Source organism: Pontibacter rugosus (assembly GCF_042678745.1).
Taxonomy (GTDB): Bacteria; Bacteroidota; Bacteroidia; order Cytophagales; family Hymenobacteraceae; genus Pontibacter; species Pontibacter rugosus.
This window is the reverse complement of the sequence record NZ_JBHTLD010000071.1, coordinates 1-20,764: the sequence shown is the minus strand read 5'-3', so window position 1 is coordinate 20,764 and position 20,764 is coordinate 1. Positions and strand designations below refer to the sequence as shown.

Annotated in this window: 16 protein-coding genes; 11 read left to right on the top strand and 5 right to left on the bottom strand. The window is 45.1% G+C overall.

Going from position 1 to position 20,764, the window contains the following annotated elements; genetic code table 11:
• Positions 1–119 precede the first annotated feature (119 nt).
• The 10 genes from kduI to ACFQ2O_RS09660 all read left to right on the top strand — a co-directional run bounded on the left by kduI (position 120) and on the right by ACFQ2O_RS09660 (position 10,713).
• A complete protein-coding gene (kduI, locus tag ACFQ2O_RS09705; protein WP_377526463.1) occupies positions 120–962 on the top strand; it encodes a 5-dehydro-4-deoxy-D-glucuronate isomerase in 843 nt (280 codons plus the stop codon).
• A 2-nt stretch (positions 963–964) separates the two neighbouring features.
• Entirely contained in the window at positions 965–1,747 is a 783-nt protein-coding gene (locus ACFQ2O_RS09700) for a gluconate 5-dehydrogenase (protein ID WP_377526460.1), read from the top strand.
• A gap of 53 nt (positions 1,748–1,800) precedes the next feature.
• On the top strand, positions 1,801–2,835 hold the full coding sequence (locus tag ACFQ2O_RS09695; RefSeq protein WP_377526457.1) for a LacI family DNA-binding transcriptional regulator: 1,035 nt from the start codon (positions 1,801–1,803) through the stop codon (positions 2,833–2,835).
• Positions 2,836–2,945: 110 nt separating this feature from the next.
• Entirely contained in the window at positions 2,946–4,373 is a 1,428-nt protein-coding gene (locus ACFQ2O_RS09690) for a tagaturonate reductase (RefSeq protein WP_377526454.1), read from the top strand.
• 169 nt (positions 4,374–4,542) lie between these two features.
• Positions 4,543–5,946, top strand: coding sequence for a glucuronate isomerase (gene uxaC, locus ACFQ2O_RS09685; RefSeq protein ID WP_377526450.1), 1,404 nt, complete (start codon positions 4,543–4,545; stop codon positions 5,944–5,946).
• Between the two features lie 5 nt (positions 5,947–5,951).
• Positions 5,952–6,971, top strand: a complete 1,020-nt coding sequence (locus tag ACFQ2O_RS09680) for a PfkB family carbohydrate kinase (protein ID WP_377526447.1) — start codon at positions 5,952–5,954, stop codon at positions 6,969–6,971.
• Complete coding sequence (locus ACFQ2O_RS09675; protein ID WP_377526444.1) at positions 6,961–7,620, top strand: bifunctional 4-hydroxy-2-oxoglutarate aldolase/2-dehydro-3-deoxy-phosphogluconate aldolase; 660 nt, start codon at positions 6,961–6,963, stop codon at positions 7,618–7,620. The genes ACFQ2O_RS09680 and ACFQ2O_RS09675 overlap by 11 nt, the downstream gene beginning before the upstream one ends.
• Positions 7,621–7,789: 169 nt before the next feature.
• A complete protein-coding gene (locus ACFQ2O_RS09670; RefSeq protein WP_377526441.1) occupies positions 7,790–8,860 on the top strand; it encodes a TRAP transporter substrate-binding protein in 1,071 nt (356 codons plus the stop codon).
• 3 nt (positions 8,861–8,863) lie between these two features.
• A complete protein-coding gene (locus ACFQ2O_RS09665) occupies positions 8,864–9,358 on the top strand; it encodes a TRAP transporter small permease (RefSeq protein ID WP_377526437.1) in 495 nt (164 codons plus the stop codon).
• Positions 9,359–9,414: 56 nt separating this feature from the next.
• Positions 9,415–10,713, top strand: a complete 1,299-nt coding sequence (locus tag ACFQ2O_RS09660) for a TRAP transporter large permease (RefSeq protein ID WP_377526434.1) — start codon at positions 9,415–9,417, stop codon at positions 10,711–10,713.
• Positions 10,714–11,275: 562 nt separating this feature from the next.
• Here the strand turns inward: ACFQ2O_RS09660 and ACFQ2O_RS09655 are convergent.
• The gene (locus ACFQ2O_RS09655) at positions 11,276–11,707 is read right to left on the bottom strand and encodes a response regulator (protein ID WP_377526431.1); all 432 of its coding nucleotides are present in this window, start codon (positions 11,705–11,707) and stop codon (positions 11,276–11,278) included.
• A 366-nt stretch (positions 11,708–12,073) separates the two neighbouring features.
• Here ACFQ2O_RS09655 and ACFQ2O_RS09650 point away from each other — a divergent pair, with 366 nt between their 5' ends.
• Positions 12,074–12,319 carry a hypothetical protein gene (locus ACFQ2O_RS09650; RefSeq protein ID WP_377526428.1) on the top strand — a complete coding sequence of 82 codons (246 nt, stop codon included), beginning with the start codon at positions 12,074–12,076 and terminating at the stop codon, positions 12,317–12,319.
• Positions 12,320–12,556: 237 nt separating this feature from the next.
• Here ACFQ2O_RS09650 and ACFQ2O_RS09645 read toward each other — a convergent pair whose 3' ends face one another.
• The 4 genes from ACFQ2O_RS09645 to ACFQ2O_RS09630 form a co-directional block, all read right to left on the bottom strand.
• Positions 12,557–13,552, bottom strand: coding sequence for a PorP/SprF family type IX secretion system membrane protein (locus ACFQ2O_RS09645; protein WP_377526426.1), 996 nt, complete (start codon positions 13,550–13,552; stop codon positions 12,557–12,559).
• 5 nt (positions 13,553–13,557) lie between these two features.
• Positions 13,558–17,835: an HYR domain-containing protein gene (locus ACFQ2O_RS09640; RefSeq protein ID WP_377526423.1), complete on the bottom strand. Its 4,278-nt coding sequence runs from the start codon at positions 17,833–17,835 to the stop codon at positions 13,558–13,560.
• Positions 17,836–18,737: 902 nt separating this feature from the next.
• Positions 18,738–19,388 carry a LuxR C-terminal-related transcriptional regulator gene (locus tag ACFQ2O_RS09635; protein WP_377526420.1) on the bottom strand — a complete coding sequence of 217 codons (651 nt, stop codon included), beginning with the start codon at positions 19,386–19,388 and terminating at the stop codon, positions 18,738–18,740.
• A gap of 8 nt (positions 19,389–19,396) precedes the next feature.
• Positions 19,397–20,764, bottom strand: a 1,368-nt coding sequence (locus ACFQ2O_RS09630) for a sensor histidine kinase (protein WP_377526417.1), incomplete at its 5' end; no start/stop codon positions are given.

Here is a 20,764-nt window from a genome sequence, read left to right as displayed (position 1 = left end):
GTAAGCACTTACTCACTTTTAAAGTTATTCTGAAGTTTTAGACACAAAAAATCAGAAAAGCGTATAGAACTTGAAAAATACTTGTATTTTGCGCAAACGTTTACACAAACCATACAACTATGAGCACAACCTATTCTATCAGACATGCTATTCATCCGAACGATAGCAAGACCTATGACACAGCAAAACTCCGTGAGGCATTCCTTATAGAAGACCTGTTTCAGAAAGATGCCGTGCAGGGTGTTTACACCATGTATGACCGCTTGATAGTAGGAGGCGCTCAGCCTGCAACGAAGCCACTACAGCTGGAAACATTTCCGGCACTGCGCTCCGAGCACTTTTTAGATCGAAGGGAATTAGGCATTATTAATATCGGTGCAGAAAGCACCGTAACGGTAGATGGCGAAAAGATAACACTTGCCAATAAGGAAGCTTTATATGTGGGCAAGGGCGTAAAGGAAGTAACTTTCCACCCTGCTGCCAACGGAGCTGAAACATACTTCTACTTCAACTCTGCACCGGCACATCATACTTATCCTACTAAAAAAGTATCGCTGGAGGAGGCTGAGACGGTAGAGATGGGTTCTTTAGAGAGCTCTAATCACCGCATTATCCGCAAATTACTGATAAACTCTGTGGTAGAAACCTGCCAGCTTCAGATGGGCCTGACGGAGCTACAGAAAGGAAGCGTATGGAACACCATGCCTGCGCACACCCACGACAGAAGAATGGAGGCCTACTTATACTTTAACCTACCGGCAGACCAGGTGGTGTCGCACTTTATGGGCGAACCGCAGGAAACCCGCCACCTGTTTGTAAAAGATAAACAAGCAGTTATCTCTCCGCCATGGTCTATCCACAGCGGCGCTGGCACATACAACTATGCCTTTATCTGGGGTATGGCAGGCGAAAACCTGGATTATAACGACATGGACAAAGTACAACCAACAGAACTGAAATAAGCATGGATTTATTTGACTTAACAGGACAGGTTGCACTGATAACAGGTGCCACCCATGGTTTAGGAATGGCTATGGCGAAAGCCCTTGGCAAAGCCGGAGCTACGCTTGTTGTAAACGGCAATACACCGGCCAAAATGGAGGCTGCCCTGGCAAACTACAGACAAGAAGGTTTTAATGTACACGGCTATCTGTTTGATGTAACAAATGAGGCACAAGCGAAAGAAAACATCACGAAAATTGAACAGGAGGTTGGTCCGATAGAAATACTGGTAAATAATGCTGGTATGATCAAACGCGTGCCGGCACTGGAGATGGACGTAGAAGAGTTCCGAAAAGTAGTAGATGTAGACCTCACGGCTCCTTTTATCATGTCGAAGTACGTGGCAAAGGGCATGGTAGAGCGCCGCAGCGGCAAGATCATCAACATCTGCTCTATGATGAGCGAATTGGGAAGAGATACTGTTTCGGCTTATGCAGCAGCTAAGGGAGGTCTCAAAATGCTTACCCGCAACCTGGCAACAGAGTGGGCCAAGTATAACATACAGGTTAATGGTATCGGCCCGGGTTACTTTGCCACCGATCAGACTGCCCCAATCAGAGTAAATGGCCACCCGTTCAACGACTTTATCGTGGGCAGAACACCAGCAGGCAGATGGGGCGACCCGGAAGACCTGGAAGGCACTACTATATTTCTTGCCAGCAAAGCCAGTAATTTCATAAACGGGCAGATCATCTACGTGGATGGTGGTATATTAGCCACCATAGGTAAACCTAGCAACGAGTAACAGGTTTATCTTACTAAAACCACATAGCTTAGTAAGCTAACAACGCTAACAGAATGGAAACAAAGGCCAAAGTAACTATACATGATATAGCTGAAAAACTTAATATCACCGCTTCTACCGTATCGCGGGCGCTTAACAACAGCCCCAGAATAAGCGACATTACAAAAAAAGCAGTGTTAAAAGCGGCCAAACAAATGAATTATCAGCCCAATAATATCGCTGCAGCCCTGCGTAACGGCAAAAGCAATATCATTGGCATTATAGTACCTACGGCCGACAGAGCCTTCTTTGCCTCTGTAATCAGAGGTATTGAAGAGGTAGCGAACGATTACAACTATAAAGTCATCATCAGCCAGTCTTACGACAACTATGATAAGGAAGTGCAGACAATTGACGCCCTCTTTAGTGCCAGGGTTGACGGTATCATAGCTTCTATCGGTAAGAACACAGAAGATTTCGAACATTACAGAAAGGCCCAGGAACGCGGATTTCCACTCGTGCTTTTTGACCGCACTACCGATGCGCTGGAAGTAAGCCAGGTCTTGATTGATGATTACTGGGGAGCCTACAAAGTAGTAGAGCACCTGATTGAGCAAGGCTGCAAGCGTATTGCTCATTTTACAAACCCCCGGAAAGTAAGCGTATTTAAAGAGCGTTTGCGCGGGTATGCAGATGCCCTGAAAGACAATGGCTTGCCTTATGACGAAGATCTGGTTGTACCAAGCAACCTGCAACTAGAAGACGGACGCGCAAGTATGGAGCAGCTCCTGAAACTGAAAGAAATGCCGGATGCCGTATTCTCTGCCAGTGATTTCGGGGCGATGGGTGCCATGCAGGTACTAAAGGAAAAAGGCATAAAAATACCGCAGGAAGTTGCACTGGCAGGCTTCAGTAATGACCCCTTCACCTCCTTTACTGATCCTCCGCTTACTACGGTAGACCAGCTAAGTATAACCATGGGCCGAAGAACGGCAGAACTGTTCTTTCAGCAGCTCAAAGCAGGCGACAAGCAGTTTATTCCACAAAAAACAGTGCTGAAGCCAGAATTAGTCATCAGAAAATCATCCCTTAAAAAGGAGCATAAATAAGAAGGTTAACATCGGCAAATTCGTGCAGATTTATACTTGGTAGCAGAACTTTATACTTACCAGAAGCACCTATTGCCTTTTTACAAATCCATAGGCTAAACGAAAAGATTATGAAGCAATTAAACAGACAGACAGCTAACACGACAAGCTCATACCCGGTTAAAGTATTGCAGTTTGGCGAAGGTAACTTCCTTCGTGGATTTGTAGATTGGATCATAGACATACTGAATGAGAAAGCCAACTTTAACGGAAGCGTTAAAATCATACAGCCTATAGAGCGCGGTATCGTGCACCTGCTTAACCAGCAGGATGGCCTATACCATGTGCTGCTAAACGGCATTCAGAGCGGCAAAGAAACACAGGAAACACGCCTGATCACTTGCGTATCCGGAGCGATCAATCCGTACGATGACTATTCTGAATTCCTGAAACTGGCAGAAAATCCTGATTTAGAGTTCATCATATCGAACACAACCGAAGCAGGCATTTGCTTTGAGGAGGCTGATACAAGTATGGACACGCTGCCATCCAGTTTCCCTGGCAAACTTGCAGCCTTGCTTTACCACAGGTTTAAGCACTTTAACGGCGCGGCAGACAAAGGCCTGACCATGATTCCTTGTGAGCTGATTGAGAAGAACGGTGCTGAGCTGTTACAGACGGTATTGAAATTTGCCCGCCATTGGGGACTTTCAGTTGAATTCACCTCCTGGATAAGACAGTCCAATATCTTCTGCAACACGTTGGTAGACCGTATTGTACCTGGCTTCCCGAAAGACAACATCAAGGAAATACAAGAGGAACTTGGGTTTGAGGATAACCTGGTAGTGAAAGCAGAACCTTTCCACCTTTGGGTAATTGAGGCCCCACGCTCTGTACAGCAAGCTTTCCCTACTGATAAGGCTGGCCTACAGGTGAAGTTCGCGCCTGATCTTACCCCCTATCGCTCCCGCAAAGTTCGCATCCTGAACGGTGCTCACACGGCCCTTGTGCCAGTAGCTTACCTGCATGGCCTCAGAACAGTGCGTGAAGCTGTAGAAGATGAGCAAACAGGTACTTTCATCAGAGAGGCTATTTTTCAGGAAATTATCCCGACGCTTGATTTACCGGCAGAGGAACTGGAGCAGTTTGCAAACGATGTGATTGAACGTTTCCAGAACCCTTTCATCCACCACGAGCTTATTTCTATTGCGCTTAACTCTATATCAAAGTATAAAGTACGCGTGCTGCCATCAGTACTGGAATACAAGAAGAGAAAAAAAGCTTTACCAGAGCGCCTGCTTACTTCTTTAGCTGCTCTAATTCTGTTCTACAAAGGCGAGGAAAATGGTGAGAAGATTCCGTTGAACGATACAGCTGAGGTACTCCACTTCTTTGAAGAGGCCTGGAAGAATAACGATGCAGCTGCAGTAGTGGACGCTACGCTTGCCAACACAGACTTCTGGGATACAGACCTGACAAAAGTAGAGGGGCTGGCTAACATGGTGAAAGGAAAAGTAGCGCAATTGCAGCAAGAGGAAAAGCAAGAAAAGATTGCCTAACCTGAGAAAGCTATTGGTTAAAAATTTAACCTGCCCCTCCGAGTAGGGAAATTTACTCATGATGATAATTTCCCTCCTCGGAGGGGCAGAGGGTGGGTTCCTTATTACCGAAGAAGCTTATAATTGAAAATATAGTTCTGCCAGACCAGGCAGTGAAAAGCAAGTACAAATGATGTCCTTTTTAGACGAAAACTTTCTGCTGCAAACAGAGACCGCGCAGCGCCTATACCATGAGCATGCCAAACACATGCCCATCATCGATTACCATTGCCACCTGTCGCCAAAGGATATAGCCGAAGACAGGAAATTCAAGAACCTGACGGAGATCTGGCTGGAAGGTGACCACTATAAGTGGCGTGCCATGCGCACCAACGGCGTACCTGAGCGTTTCTGCACCGGCGATGCCGATGATTTTGAGAAGTTTGAGAAGTGGGCGCAAACTGTGCCCTATACTGTGCGCAACCCGCTTTACCACTGGACGCACATGGAGCTCAAGCGCCCTTTCGGCATAGAGAAAGTCCTGAAGCCGGAGACAGCCCGTGAAATTTACGACGCCTGCACAGCCATGCTGCAAACCGACGAGTTCAGCGTGCGCGGTATACTTAAGAAAATGAACGTGGAAATCATCTGCACCACAGATGATCCAATAGATAGCCTGGAGCATCATCAGAAAATAAAAGCCGATGATTTTGGCCTTCAGGTGCTGCCAACATTCAGAGCTGATAAAGTGCTTGCTATTGAGCAGCCGGAAGCTTTTTTGCCCTACCTGCAAAAGCTGGGAGAAGCAGCTGGTGTTTCGATTGACTCTTATCAAGCTTTGCAGGATGCCCTGAAGAAGCGCCATGATTTCTTCCACGAGAACGGCTGCCGTCTGTCTGACCATGGCTTGGAGACAATCTATGCCGACGAATTCACCGAAGAAGAAATCAAAGCCATTTTTGAGAAGGCGCTGAACAAGCAGGAACTGACACAGGAAGAAGTGCTGAAGTATAAATCAGCGATGCTGGTGCACCTGGCCCTGTTAGATCACTCCCGTGACTGGACACAGCAGTTCCACCTGGGTGCGCTGCGTAACAACAACACGCGCATGATGCGTGAGCTTGGTCCTGATACCGGCTTCGACTCTATCGGAGACTTTGATGTGGCGCGTCCGCTTTCTAAGTTCATGGATAAGCTGGATAACTCAGACCAATTAGCCAAGACTATACTTTACAACCTGAACCCAAGCCAGAACGAGCTGTACGCTACCATGATCGGTAACTTTAACGATGGCTCTACACCGGGAAAAATTCAGTTTGGCTCGGCCTGGTGGTTCCTGGATCAGAAGGACGGTATGGAGAAGCAGATGAATGCCTTATCAAACATGGGGCTTCTGAGCCGCTTTGTAGGTATGCTTACCGACTCCCGTAGCTTCCTATCTTACCCGCGCCATGAGTATTTCAGAAGAATACTTTGTAATTTGATCGGCAATGATGTTGAAAACGGCGAACTACCAGCCTCCGAAATGGAATGGTACGGTCAGCTGGTGGAGAACATCTGCTACAACAATGCAAAGAATTACTTCAATTTCTAAAATCTATGGGTAAAGTACTCTCTTTTGGTGAGCTCTTATTAAGAATCTGCCCCGATGAGGGCGGGCAATGGTTAAAAGAAAATAACCTGCCGTTTTATGTGGGCGGTGCCGAAGCCAATGTGGCTACTGCACTGGCTTTGTGGGAGGTGCCTTCCGCTTACATCACAGCCGTGCCTGATAACTTTGTAGCAGAGCAGGTGGTGAATTATTTAAAAAGCCGCAAGGTAGGCACAGAGCCCATTGTGTACCAGGGCAACCGACTGGGACTGTACTACCTGCCCAAAGGCAAAGACCTGAAAAACACAGGTGTTATTTATGACAGAGCCGGTTCTGCCTACGCTGACCTGACTCCGGGCACTATCGACTGGGATAAAGCTTTTGAAGGCGTAACCTGGTTCCACTTCAGCGCCATCTGTCCAGCCATTAACCAGGCAGTGGCCGATGTATGCGAAGAGGCCCTGAAGGCAGCCAAAGAGCGGCACATCTTCATCTCCCTTGACCTGAACTACAGAGCGAAGCTGTGGAAGTATGGCAAAGATCCTGTGGAGGTAATGCCAGCACTGGCGCAGTACTGCGACCTGATCATGGGCAATATCTGGGCTGCAAACAAGATGCTCGGCACTACGCTGAACGAGGATTTGGTGGCAGAAACAGAGAAAGACAATCTGCTGCAGCACGCGCAGCTAACCTCAGAAGAAATCATCAGTAAGTTCCCGAACTGCAGTATCGTAGCCAACACCTTCCGCTTTGATTACAAAGAAGGTATCCGCTACTATACGACACTTTACAAGGACAATGAACTGACGGTATCGCAGGAGTACCTGGCTGAGAAGATACTAGATAAAGTGGGCAGCGGCGACTGCTTTATGGCCGGTTTAATCTATGGCTTCTACAACGAGCTGTCTCCTGCCGACACGCTGGCTTTTGCCACAGCTGCTGCTTTTAAGAAACTGTTTGTACCTAGCGACGCCACCTCTACCACGGTGGCCGAGGTAAATGAAACTATAAAAACCTATGCCAACTAAAGAAACTGCCTTACAGGCTATACTTGATCAGGGCCTGCTGCCTCTTTTCTTCTACGAAGATGCAGAGGTAAGCCTTGAGATCATCAAAACACTTTATAAAGCGGGCGTACGCACGCTGGAGTACACCAACCGTGGCGCTGCCGCTTTAGATAATTTCACTTACCTGAAATCAGAATTAGGGAAAGAATATACGGATCTGCATCTGGGCATCGGCACGATTAAAACAGTGGAAGAGGCTAATGCCTTCATTAAAGCTGGTGCTGATTACATCGTGGCCCCGATTGTAGATCCGGCTGTTGGCAACATCGCGCACGAGGCAAATTTGCTCTGGATTCCGGGCTGCTTTACGCCTACCGAGATTCATGTGGCACAGCAGGCACAGGCCGCCTTAATTAAGCTGTTCCCGGCTAACATATTGGGCCCTGCCTTTATGGCCTCTATCAAGGAGCTTTTTAAAGGGCAACTATTTATACCTACCGGCGGTGTAGAGCTGGACAAAGACAACATCAGCACCTGGTTTAAATCCGGTGTATGCGCCGTGGGCATGGGCAGCAAGCTCATCAGCAAAGAGGTGCTGGCCCAGCGCCAATACGATATACTTCACGAACAAACTATTAAAGCGCTTGAGCTGGTAAAGGCTAGCCGCTAAAGACACTACTGCTTCTGTAGCATTTAGCTACAGAAGCACCCCATCACCTCTACTCCTCAGATAAGCAGGATGCATCTCCAGTTTGCTGCTTATTTTCCAGTAAATGCCTTGCACACGATGCCATTCACCTGGCACCACTAATACCTAACCTTACAAGAAGCTAATACCGATGTTTTTCTCTCCTTCCTCAAACCCTAAAGGCCTTCTGAAGCTGGTTCGGCTTTTCCTGAAGCCAGCTTCGCTCCTCCTGGCGCTGTTGCTCGTAGCATCATCCTGCCAGCAGATAAAACAAACAAAAGAAATTAAGCTGGCCCATACGCTGGACATGACGCACCCGGTGCACGAAGCTATGGTGTTTATGGCTGAGCGCGTAAAAGAAAAGTCAGGTGGTAAACTTACCATTGATATCTACCCTAACTCTCAACTCGGTACGGAGCGGGAGTGCCTGGAACTGCTACAAATTGGTAGCCTGGGCATGACCAAAGTATCTGCTGCCGTAATGGAAGGCTTCTCTCCTAACTTTAAAGTGCTTAGTCTACCCTACATTTTCAAAGACAAAGACCATTACTTCCAGGTGCTGGAAGGCGATATTGGAGACGACCTCCTGCAGCAGGGGGAGAAATACTGGCTGCACGGCCTTACTTTCTACGATGCCGGTAGCCGCAGCTTCTACTCAACTAAGAAGCCTATCAGAGAGCCTCGAGACCTAAAAGGCATGAAGATTCGTGTGCAGGACAGCAAAACAGCCATAGATATGGTGCAAAGTTTTGGAGGTTCTGCTACCCCGGTTTCATGGGGCGAGTTATATACAGGCTTGCAGCAAGGCGTGGTAGATGGTGCTGAGAATAATGCACCAAGTTTTTTCCTTTCACGCCATTACGAAGTAGCCAAGTACTATACCCTAAATGACCATACGATGGTGCCTGATATTCTGATGATCAGCACCAAGGTGTGGGAAGATCTGACACCACAGGAAAAAAAGTGGCTTACGGAAGCAGTAGAAGAATCTGCTGTGGTGCAACGCAAACTCTGGGCAAAAGCAGAAGAAGAGGCCTTGGCCGCGGTAACAAAAGCAGGCATAGAAATTATTCGCCCAGATAAAGAGGCTTTTTCTAAGCTGGTAGAGCCCATGTACCAAGGCTATAAAAGCGAGCCTGAAGTATACGAGCTCATCCAAAGAATAAAAGCGGCGGAAACCACATCTTCAAACCATATTAATAGCAAAACATCTAACCTGTAAAAAATGAAAATAAGGAAAACAGTAGATAGTGTATTGTTTACATTGTTGGTTGTGCTGATGTCGGTGATGGTTATAAACGTGCTTTGGCAGGTAGCCTCCCGCTTTATTTTAAAGTCGCCAAGTTCTTTTACCGATGAGTTAGCCCGATACCTGCTGATTTGGGTTGGTTTGCTGGGAGCCAGCTATGTTAGCGGCAAAAAAATGCACCTCGCCATCGATATTATTCCTTCTAAAATGGAAGGCAAAGGCGCACGCAACTTAAATATCTTCATTCACCTGTTGGTAGCTCTGTTTGCTTTCTTTGCAATGGTTTGGGGAGGCATCAACCTCGTATACATAACGCTTACGCTAGGGCAAACTTCTGCCTCGCTGGGCATACCGTTGGGCTATGTATACACAGCTATTCCGCTCAGCGGCTTGCTTATTATCTTTTACAGCCTGATGAACCTGACGGAGCGAGAAGAAACCCCGGAAGAGATAGGCAGAGACATGCTGTAACACACGGTATCTGCACTGTTAAAGGAACCTTATCAAAATTTCGATATAGATAAAACATGGATGTTCTAGAAATTATAGTACTTGTGGCAAGCTTTATCGTCTTGCTGATTCTGGGTGTACCAATCGCTTTCTCAATTGGCATTTCGGCGTTGTTAACGATGCTGGTAAGTATCGCACCTGAAGCTGCCTTTACCACACTTGCCCAACGTATGGCCACAGGCCTGGACAGCTTTGCCTTACTTGCCATTCCATTCTTTATACTTGCCGGTCAGCTCATGAACCGGGGCGGTATAGCCAGTCGGCTCATAGACTTTGCCAAGGGTTTGGTGGGCACGTTGCCCGGAGGATTGGCTTATGTAAACGTGGTGGCTTGTATGTTATTCGGTGCCATTTCCGGATCTGCTGTGGCTGCAGCGTCTGCCATCGGCGGTATCATGACGCCACGCATGGTAAAAGAAGGGTATTCCCGCCCTTTCAGTGCGGCTGTAAATATTACTTCTGCTACAACGGGTATGATCATACCACCCAGTAACATCCTGATTGTATACTCGCTGGCAAGTGGAGGCGTGTCTATTGCTGCTCTATTTGTGGCTGGATATGTGCCGGGCCTGCTGCTTGGTTTCGCTATCATGTCAGTGGCTGGTTATATTGCTTACAAAAACAAGTATGCCGTTAGCGACAGAACCCCACTGAAAGAAGTTTTCAAGAAATTCCTGGATGCGCTGCCTAGCCTGTTCCTGCTGTTCGTCGTAATCGGTGGTATTATAGCGGGTGTTTTTACGGCTACTGAGGCCTCTGCCATTGCTGTACTTTATACTATTATCCTGTCGATGGTGGTGTATAAAGAGGTCAAAGTACAAGACCTGCCGGATATACTTATTCATACCGTAATTACTACCGCAATAGTAATGTTGCTTATCGGCACTTCCATGGGGATGTCCTGGATGATGTCTTTTGCCAACATTCCACAGGGTGTAAGTGAGGCGCTACTCTCTATTAGCGACAATAAGATTGTTGTTCTGGTTATCATCAACCTGATATTGCTGTTTGTGGGTATCTTTATGGATATGACGCCAGCTGTGCTCATTTTTACGCCTATCTTCCTGCCTGTAGTTACGGCCCTCGGCGTTGACCCGGTGCACTTCGGAATCATGATGGTGATGAACCTTTGCATTGGCCTGTGCACCCCCCCTGTAGGATCAGTACTATTTGTGGGCTGCGGCGTAGCCGACATAAGTATAAGCAAAGTAATTAAGCCGCTCGTGCCGATGTTCCTGGCGATGGTGGTGGCCCTACTTCTGGTAACATACATACCGGAGTTGAGCCTGTGGCTGCCGCGTGTATTCGGACTATAGAAGTATAAACCAAGTATAAAAGTAGAGGGCCAGCTGAATTCAGCTGGCCCTCTACTTTTATACTTGATGATCTACCCTACAGCACTTGCACTTCAGCACAATCAAATTTTAAATTAAAGAGGTTTATATATCTGCCAATGGTATTATGCACTGTTACATGTTCTTAAAAGCAGCAATATTTACCTTTTTAAGGTGTGACTAATTCGGGCTATAAGTTAAGTTAGTTGTTTACATGAGCGTCGTTGCTTCAAGGTTCAACTCCGAAAGCTGAAAACTTTCCTCATATAGATATGAATTTAAATCGCACAATATAAGGCATGTTATAAAGTATTGATATCGAGCCAAACAACACGTTTAACAAAAATTTTGGCAGTAAATCAATTTCAAATGCCTTACTGTCAATAAAACAGCATATCGAAATATAACTATGGCACGATTTGTGCTATACATTGATTGGCTAAAAGTTGAGAATTTGATTACCAATTTTCGACATATGTGAAGGCTCCTCATTTGTAGGAGCCTTTGCTTTTTATTAGACTTTTGAAAGGGAATTCTTTTATTCCTAGAGCAGCTTTTCATTCTTCACTGTATCTCCTGCCCAGTATTTAGTGTAAGCATCCATTGCTGTTGCTTTACAAAGAGGCTTATCTGTAAACTCCTGAACACCTAATTCTTTGAACAACCTGATATCGTCCTTAGATGTATTTAAAGCAAGCAGTAAAAACACAGCCTCTACATTGTTTAACTTGCCACTCCAGTTTAACTTTTCCATTAACCCCAACCCATCCAGTATGGGCATATGATGGTCAAGAATAATTAACTCAGGACATGTCTTGTCTACTTTCCAGGCCTCAGATAGATAATTATATGCCTGTTGTCCATCTGTCAGCACTTTTACTTGTTGTGCTATGTGTAAGCCCCTAAGCAGCCTTTCGTTTAAAAAATTTGTGCCGGCGTCATCATCTATGAGAAGAATCTGTCTTAATTTTTTCATGCTTTCTATAGTTGCTTCGTTGCCTCTATGTAACGTAGCATATCTTAAGCCGTTTCATTTGCTCCGCCCCCTCACTTTGTCAGATCTGATTTAGGATGTCGATTCCTGGTATCTTCTTCTATCTTAAGCTTACAACAACCCTTGCTATTCCTCCTAAACCCCACATACATTATTCATCTTCAAAGTCTTGCACATGAGCACCCAATCAACTCTTATTCAAATACTGCAAATCAATATTCGATATAATGCATAACAGGAGATGACTAACTGCGTTTATTATATGAAATAGGATATACTTGATATCCGATGCAACCCACTAATACTTACTATATGGAATTATTAAACATAGACCGATCACATTACCTCATGGCATTCAACGATGAGCAATCTATGGCACGAATGGCCAAAAAGTGTAAAAAATCCAGCTTACATGTTGTTTACGCAAAAGCCCGTAAAGCGCTTGATGACCAATGGACTCAAGAATTGCAGATGCACGAACCGCCCAAAGACAGCGCAGCATCTGTGGCATCAGCACTTAACTTGCTCAGCAGAATAAGCAGCAACACCAAAGATTACTATGTACTTGTGGTGCGTAAAAATTGCTGGGCCTAATAAGCTACTATTTCGCCTTTACTATAAATTCAGAATAGAAGCTTATTAACATAAAAACGGTCTCCTCAGAAAAGAGAAGACCGTTTTTATGTTTCAGTAGTTTGATGGATGATGCTACTCTACCTATAGTAGCATCGCTTCGTCTGTTGCTCCTTTCAACTTTTGATTGGTGCATGTATGGCCGAAGCTGCTATACTCAAAGCTACCGTATACAGGGTTTCTATATTGTGCCTAAGGCTACCACATAGTTACAGTTCTGCCAGACTTCGGATACTTAACCTGCACAAGGTTGTAGGTTAGCGTAATTTCGTTTGTGCTACGGCTTATATGCTTCGCATCCTGCACCGGAGCCTCGTACATATACCCGATCTTGAACTGGTTTAGCCTTGCTCCTGCACCCAAAGTATAGGCTTGGTCTTTACGATAGCCTGCACTAGCCCAGAAAGTGTTGGCGAACACGCCTTTCAGCTGTCCCTCTACTGTCTCCTCCAGGTAATCATCGTAGCGGTAAATAGCGTTTGCCACTAGCCCGAACTGCTCCGACACTGCTGTGCGATACCCTGCCTGCACCACATGCTGGCGAGCATAAGTGTTGTCCAGGTAATCGTCACCACCGTTAACTGCTTTGCCTTTCAGCACATCCTGCATGGCATAACCAACATAAAAATGATCAGAAGTCAGCGTTAGCCCCAGGTTTACGTCTGCTTTGCTGGCCCTGCTGGTGTTACCCAAGTAATCCTGAAACATTACGTCATTCTCCTGATCAACCGTAAGACGATTACCATTCAGGCGATTAGCACTGTAAGTGGCCGCTGCACCCCAGCGTAGTGCAAGTTTTTCTGATAGCCTAACACGGGTTCCAAAGCTTAACTGCAGCTGTGTTTCAGAGAAAGGTCCAAACTCATCGCGCAGCACAGCAAAACCGAAAGCATGTGCCGCACCGGCCTGCTGGCTATCAACCTCATCGTCGGAGGTAACAGATTGGTTGTTGTTCTTCCACGCTACCATATCAGCCATGTTTAGTTCAGCAGAGGCGAAGATGGTTTTAGGGGCATCTTCGTAGCCTGTCCACTGGTTGCGGTAATAGGTTTTAACGATAGAACCCTCGTAGCCCGTCAGCGCCGGGTTAAAATACTGCTGAAACAGCGAGAAGTTAGCTACGTGTTTTCTATTCTGAGCTTGTACACCCAGAACAGAAAGTATAAATGCTATTGATAATAATACTCTTTTCATTTTAATTACTTGCTAAGGATGGTCACTACACCTTTCTTCACCCAATTAATATCCTTCACTTCAACAATGTACATGTAAGCGCCTTTCAGCAACTGACCGCTTGTACTATATCCATTCCAACCAGTCTCAGGGTTAGTAGTCTCGAACACACGTACACCTGAGCGGTCAAATACTTGTATATACACGTTGTTGTAGAAGCGTAACTCCGGGATGGTCCAATTGTCATTCACGCCGTCACCGTTCGGAGAGAAGGCATTTACAATCTTTAGCTCATCTGTAGGTTTGCTATACAGTGCTTTCGTAAGTGTGAAGCTTTTCTCGATAGTGTTCAGATAAGGGTCGGTGCTGCGTACACGGATCGAGAACGTTTTCATACCAGACAGGCCTTTGTTAGACTTCAGGTATACTTTGTCGTTTCTGATCTCAAACAGTGTATTATTCATATCCCCCTGGCCTGCTACCAATTCATATACAAACTCATTATCATCTGGGTCTGTAGTTGTAAGGGTTCCAATTACATCTGCTGCAACTGCCTCAGGTTTAAATGTAGTGGCACTAAAGGCAAGTGCGGTAGGCACTTTGTTTGGCTGCACCTCCACTACCACCGTAGCATTCAGGTTATCCAGGTTAGTAGTCATGTCAGCGAGTACCAGCGTACCAGTTAAAGTATAAGCCGCTGCTACAGTTCCGTTGTAGTTGCCTTGCTGCCAGTTCACGCCAAGCTGTGCTTTCTCTCCATTCGAGTAAGTCACTTCTACTTTGGCAGGAAGCGGCACATTCGCATACATCGTCCTGATCGGCACCTTGATTATAGCAGGTGTAGTTACAGCTGTTATGTTGGGCCTTACAGTTACTGTTTGGGTAGCAGTTACTGTATTTCCGGCTGCATCTGTTACAGTCCAGGTAACTGTTGTAGTTCCTGTAGCATACTCAGCCGGTGCATTGTTTGTGATACTTGCCACAGCACAGTTATCAGCCGTTACTGGTGTACCTAAATCAACGTTAGAAGCAGTGGTTTTACCAGCATCCACGTTAACCACCACTGCTGCCGGAGCTGTAATTGTAGGTGCTATTTTATCCTCTACTGTTACCGTAGCTGTTGTTGTAGCTTTATTACCACTTGCATCAGTTACAGTTAGAACCACTGTATTTGCACCAAGGTTAGAACAGTCAAATGTGGTTTTATCTGCGCTAAAGGTTACGGCACTGCATATATCTAAGCTTCCGTTGTCCAGATCCTCAGCAACTAGCGTTGCATTTCCTGCAGCATCAAGTTGTATGGTAATGTTCTTTGCAAGTACAGTTGGGGCAGTTTTATCCTCAATTGTAACTGTAGCGGTTGTTGTTGCAGCATTGCAATACTTATCAGTTACCGTAAGTATTACCGTATTTGCTCCTATGTTTGAGCAATCGAAATTTGTCTTATCTATACTTAGTGTAACAGCACCGCAGATATCTGCACTATTATTATCAACATCTGCTGCAGCGATCGTAGCATTACCCGTGGCATCAAGTTGAACAGTTATGCTCTTAGCACTTGCTACAGGAGCTGTTATCTCTTCTACTGTTACCGTAGCTGTTGCCGTTGCTGTGTTGCCACTTGCGTCTGTTACAGTAAGTGTTACTGTATTGGCACCTACGTTGCTGCAGTCAAAAGCCGTTTTAGATAACGCAAGGGTCACACCACCACACAGGTCAGAAGAGGCGTCATTCACCATTTCCGGAGTAATTACTACAGCACCATCCGCGTTAAGCTGAACCGTGACACCTTTGGCTCTTGCAAGCGGAGCAGTTTTATCTTCTACCGTAACAGTAGCCATTCTACTATCAAAGTTACCATTCACGTCCGTTACGGTTAGCGTAACTTTATTTTCACCAAGGTCTGAGCAGCTAAAGCTGGTCTTGTCTATGCTGTAGCCATTTGCTGGGATGGAGCAGTTATCTGATGAGCCATTGTTTACCATTGCTGGTGTAATTGTGGCTTTTCCCTCTGCATCCAACTGAACAGTAAGATCCTTAATCAGTACTGTCGGTTTCACATCATCTGTAACTGTCACTGTAAAACTTGCTACTGTTTCGTTGCCCGCAGCATCTTTGGCTACAAAGGTGTTCGTTGTTACTCCCAACGGGAATACCGAACCTGAAGCTAAGCCAGCAGTTTGTGTCACTGTAACTGCAGAGCAATTATCGTTGGCAACCGGAGTGGCATAATTTACAATAGCGTCGCAAGAAACTGAAGAAGCACTTACTGCTATATCAGTTGGCACGCTACTTCCAAAGGTTAGTGCATTTAATAAAAGTGTACCTGTTAACGACGGTGTAGCAGGGAAACCATCACCCCAGTCATACCCGATAATCATGGAATATCCTGCCCCGGAAGTTCCTCCTAAGATAGCAGCTTTCCCTGCACGGGTAGCTAAAACCTCAACACCTTCGCCCAAGCCAGCAAATGTTATAAAACACTCCGTGCGATCGCTTTCTGTATATGGGTTGGGTAGCTCATGGCCAAGCTTGGTTCCGTTTACTGTTGCGGCAAAGGTTACAGGCGTGTTTCCGTTACAGCCAAAAGCTTCATGCGTAGCATTCAATAGCTTGGCAGAATTAAGAGCCCATTCAGATGCTGTCCATTCTGTTATCAGCAAACCTCCCTTTTTTACCCAATTAGCTAAATCATTATTACCTGTAGTTCTTAATAGTACAACGGCATCGTATGTAGCAAGAGCAGCTGCATCAGGAACTGCTGACAATGCATTCGCAGTATAGCCTTCTGAAGCCAGGAAAGCTTGCATATCACTAACACCCCATCCACCTATGATAGCTACTTTCGATACCTTCTTACCAATTACCGGAGCTGTTATATCCTTTACAACAACCTGCTGTGTCTGAATCGCTTCGTTTCCACTTTTATCGGTATATTTCCAGGTGATGGTGTACTCACCCTGGCTTGCATAAGTTAAAGGCTCAGCAGTAGTTGCCGTAATCAAACCATCCACTTCATCAGTGGCCGTAGGGCGTGTTACTGTAACTCCGCACTCGGCCGTTATTTCCGCCAGATCAGCTATAGTTGGTACTGGCGCCTTAGTATCATTTACAGTAACTTGTTGTATAGCTGTGGCTTTATTCCCAGCTGCATCCATTACAGTCCAAAGCACTGTTGTCTGCCCTAAGGGAAATACAGTAGGAGCATTGTTTTCCGTAGTAGTTACCTGGCAGTTATCCGATGTTGCCGGAATGCCAAGTATAACTCCTGAAGCTGTGTTTTTACCTGGGTCTGCACTAATTGTAACAGGTGCAGGGGCTGTTATAGTTGGATTAGTTTTATCATTCACTATAACCTTAAAAGAGCAAGTAACTGAGTTCCCGTACGTATCAGTAGCTTTATAAGTGTTAAGTGTAGTTCCTAGTGGAAATGAAGCCCCACTTGGCAATCCTGCGATTTGAGTTAAAGTTACTGTGTTACTTGGAAGACTAATATTAACTAGGCCATTCCCAGTTTGATAACCCTGTGTATGTAATACATCCGAGGAACCAGCAAAAGTGAAGCTACTTCCACCACCGCCGCCAGCCCAGGAGCCGCCGCCACCGCCATAGTAGCCGCCGCCACCGCCGCCGCCTGATGTGCCTACTCCACCGCTTCCTCCAACAGCTAATGTTCCTGCTGTACCTGATTCATAACCAGGATACACTCCCGCTGCTCCTCCAGAAGATTGTGTTCCACCAACACCCGCTTTAGGGTTGGAAGAGCCTCCATACTTTCCAGCCGCACCAATTAGATCACCACCATTTCCGCCATCATCTCCAGACCCATTATCTAATGCTGAACCGCCGCCGCCGCCTGCTACAACAATACGATTAGCTAAGGCTTTTCCATTCAATCTTATATCAGTAGCACCGCCGCCGCCACCGCCTTTGTAAGAGTCACGAGCATTATTCCCTAATCCTCCACCATTGTAGCCTCCTGGGGCTGTAATACCTGCTCCAACTCGCCCATCGGTTCCTTTACCTCCAACATAAATGTAAAGTACGTCTCCCGGGGTTACTGCAATATCAGCCTGAACTCTACCTCCTAAACCGGGTTTATTACTACTTGACGGATATGAATAACCACCACTTGCGCCAACAACGTCAACTTTAATTGAGGTAACACCAGCCGGAACAGTATAAGTTTGCACTTCTCCGGTATAATTAAATACGTTTGCAATAGTTGGAATAGGATTAGTGTATGTAACTACAGCTTCGCAGTTGTCCGACACATTCGTAGTAATGTCAGAAGGACATGTCATTTGCAAACCTTGTCCCCATACTGACGTGTTCAACAAAACAAGCGCTAAAAAGAATAATAATCTTCCTATGAGCTTATGTGTTGAAGGAGCGTAAGTACATTCTGTTACTGTTTGGTTTGATCTACTTAAAGGAACTCCTGTAATGAAAGCAGGAACCAAACAACTCAAAGTTGATTTGGGATTGGCTGTTCCACCAGAGTAAGGATAACCCCACAAGGCGGATAACTGCATGTAAAAGTGTTTCATGTAAATGGTTGTTGACTATTTTGATGGGAAAATATGCTGCTGTTTAGCTGCCGGAATTATTTATAAAGCTAATGGTACAAATGTGCACAGCTGTTTCGCAATGTGTTAATGCTAACCTTTTTGTGTAGTTCATTTCCTTCAGAAATAGACTGCATCAACCTGAGTTTGTGTAGGCACTAAGCGACCTGTTGCTCCAAAATTTGTAAAAATGAAGGTTTTCTGTGCAGAAACCTGGTGTGGCAATACCAGGATTGCAATCACAATAGCAAGAAATACACCTACCCCTCCTAAATGTGATTCAAAAAAGGCATGCCGTATACTTTCCCTCTTTTGACAAGAAGTAGCAGTAAAATTATTCATAAAAAGGTTGATTGGTAGAAAATCTAAGCTATAACAACAAAGTAATAAATCACACAAATTTTTATACCCTACCTTGATTCCATTAGCAGCTATAACACTGCTCTTGGCCTGGGATAGAATCAGGAAAAAACTTACTTTCTACTGATTTACAAAGCTATAAACTACAATAAGGGAAGGCAATCCGATAAATATCGGATATAGCGGCTGCACAATAGCATACTCATACCCCGCATTAAAATAATTACATTTTAAAGAAAAATAAATGATTTTATTTTAAACTTTGGATACAGGAATAATCACTTTCCTCCGCTTTTTAAAAATTTAGCCACGGCTTCGGCTTTACTATTGACTTTCAGCTTACTATAAACGTGTTCGATATGGGTTCTGACGGTACCCAGGCTAATGTTCAACTCAGTAGCTATTTGCTTGTAAGATAAGCCTTTCACAAGTGCCCGCATAATGTCGTTCTCGCGGTGAGTAAGGACCTGGGCAGATCGCTGAGCCAGGTTGTTCTGCCGGAAAACCTGTAGTAAACGGGTGTTCATCAGCGGTGTCATGGGAGAGCCTCCTTTGTGTGCTTCGATAATTGCGGCTTCGATTTCGGGTGCAGGTGTTCCCTTAAGCAAATAACCACTGGCGCCCTGTGTTATAGCATCAAATAAATGCTCGTCGTCGTTGTACACGGTAAACATCAGTACTTTAATTTCCGGAAAAGCCTGTTGTACTAACTTAAGAGCATCTATACCTGTGAAGTCGCCCAGATTAATATCCATCAAGAGAACGTCAGGACTAAAAGTACGGCAAAGTCCTGCTAAATCATTTGGTTGATCAGAAGCAAAAACAAGTTCTACATCATCGGATAGCTCGAAGTATAACTGCAAGCCATCTACTATACTTTTAGTATCCTCTACAAGACCTAACCTAACTTTTTGATGTGCGATACTCATAATGCAGTTTAAGCAATTAGTTTTTTTGATGCCAAACGGAAGGTTAGCGTAGCGCCTTTGTCAGTACTTTCAACAGAAAACTCACCATTATGTGCGCGGCTTCTTTTCTCAAAGTTGGCCATACCGTTACCTTTATGCGGTGTTTCCGGATCGAATCCCTGACCGTCGTCTTTTACAACAAGTATAATATCGTGCTGCTGGTAAGAAAAGGATATCCATAAATTCTGGCAGTCAGCGTACTTAACAGCATTATTTACACTTTCCTTTGCCAGAAGGTAAATATCCCGGCGCAGTTGCATGTCGAGTGGCAACACCTTCAGCTCATCAGCTACTGTATAGTGCAGCTCAATTCCTTTACCAGTTACAACTGACGATGCAAAAGTGTAAATTTTATCATATAGCAGATCCGCCTGGTCATTTTTCGGATTTACCATCCAGATAATGTCCTGCATATCATACACCATTTGCCGGGCAGTAGCTCCTATCTGCTGCAGCATGTCTGTTACACCCTGTGTGTTTTCCCGCTGCTGATACTTCTGAGCAACATCACTATAAACAGATATGGCAGTCAAGGTACCTCCAATGTCATCATGCAGATCTTCGGAAATTTTGTTGCGTATCTGTTGTAAGTTGTCATTTAACTCCTGATTTCGCTTCATCTGTAGCAGCAACCTTAGCTTTGCATTGTTGCCTTCCTGCTCTACCACTACTGACTTATAAGCCAAACCAGCAGTAAAACAAAGCACCTCTAGCATCACGCCTATCTGCACAATAGTTAAAGAACCTTCAAAAGCAGGCAAGTAACCGTGCATATGTGCCACAGCCACCACTAAACTAACTACTGAGCCAACGCTATACATCACGCTACCAAAAATAATATAGTTTATAAGTCTGTTGCGCCTCTTGAACATGATAATGATTAAGCCAAAAGTAGCAACACCAACAATGCCCGAATAGGCATATTGTACTAGGGCTGGGACTAAGGTTTTGAAGAAGATCATACTTAGCACATTAAGTATGATAAACAGCGTGATAAACTTTGTAAGTGCTACTGCGGCCCGATGAATAGCAGGGTACCTTTCTTTCGTTCCGATAAAGTGCTTAACAAACTTAAGGTAAGTGAGGTGCATTACATTAGCCAGCACATAGTTTATACCATCATGTGGGTAAGGATAGCCCCCATACCTCCAGCCCATTTTATAGAACATAAAGTCTTTATAAATGAAATAGGCAAGAGAGGAAAGCAGATAAAGCAGGTAAAACAGGTAATCACGCCTACTGTTATGCACACCTAGGTGAAGTACAACATAAACCAACTGCGCAAAAAGAACACCTTCAAAAAAGCATTTAAAGATGAACTCAGAATCAACACCTTG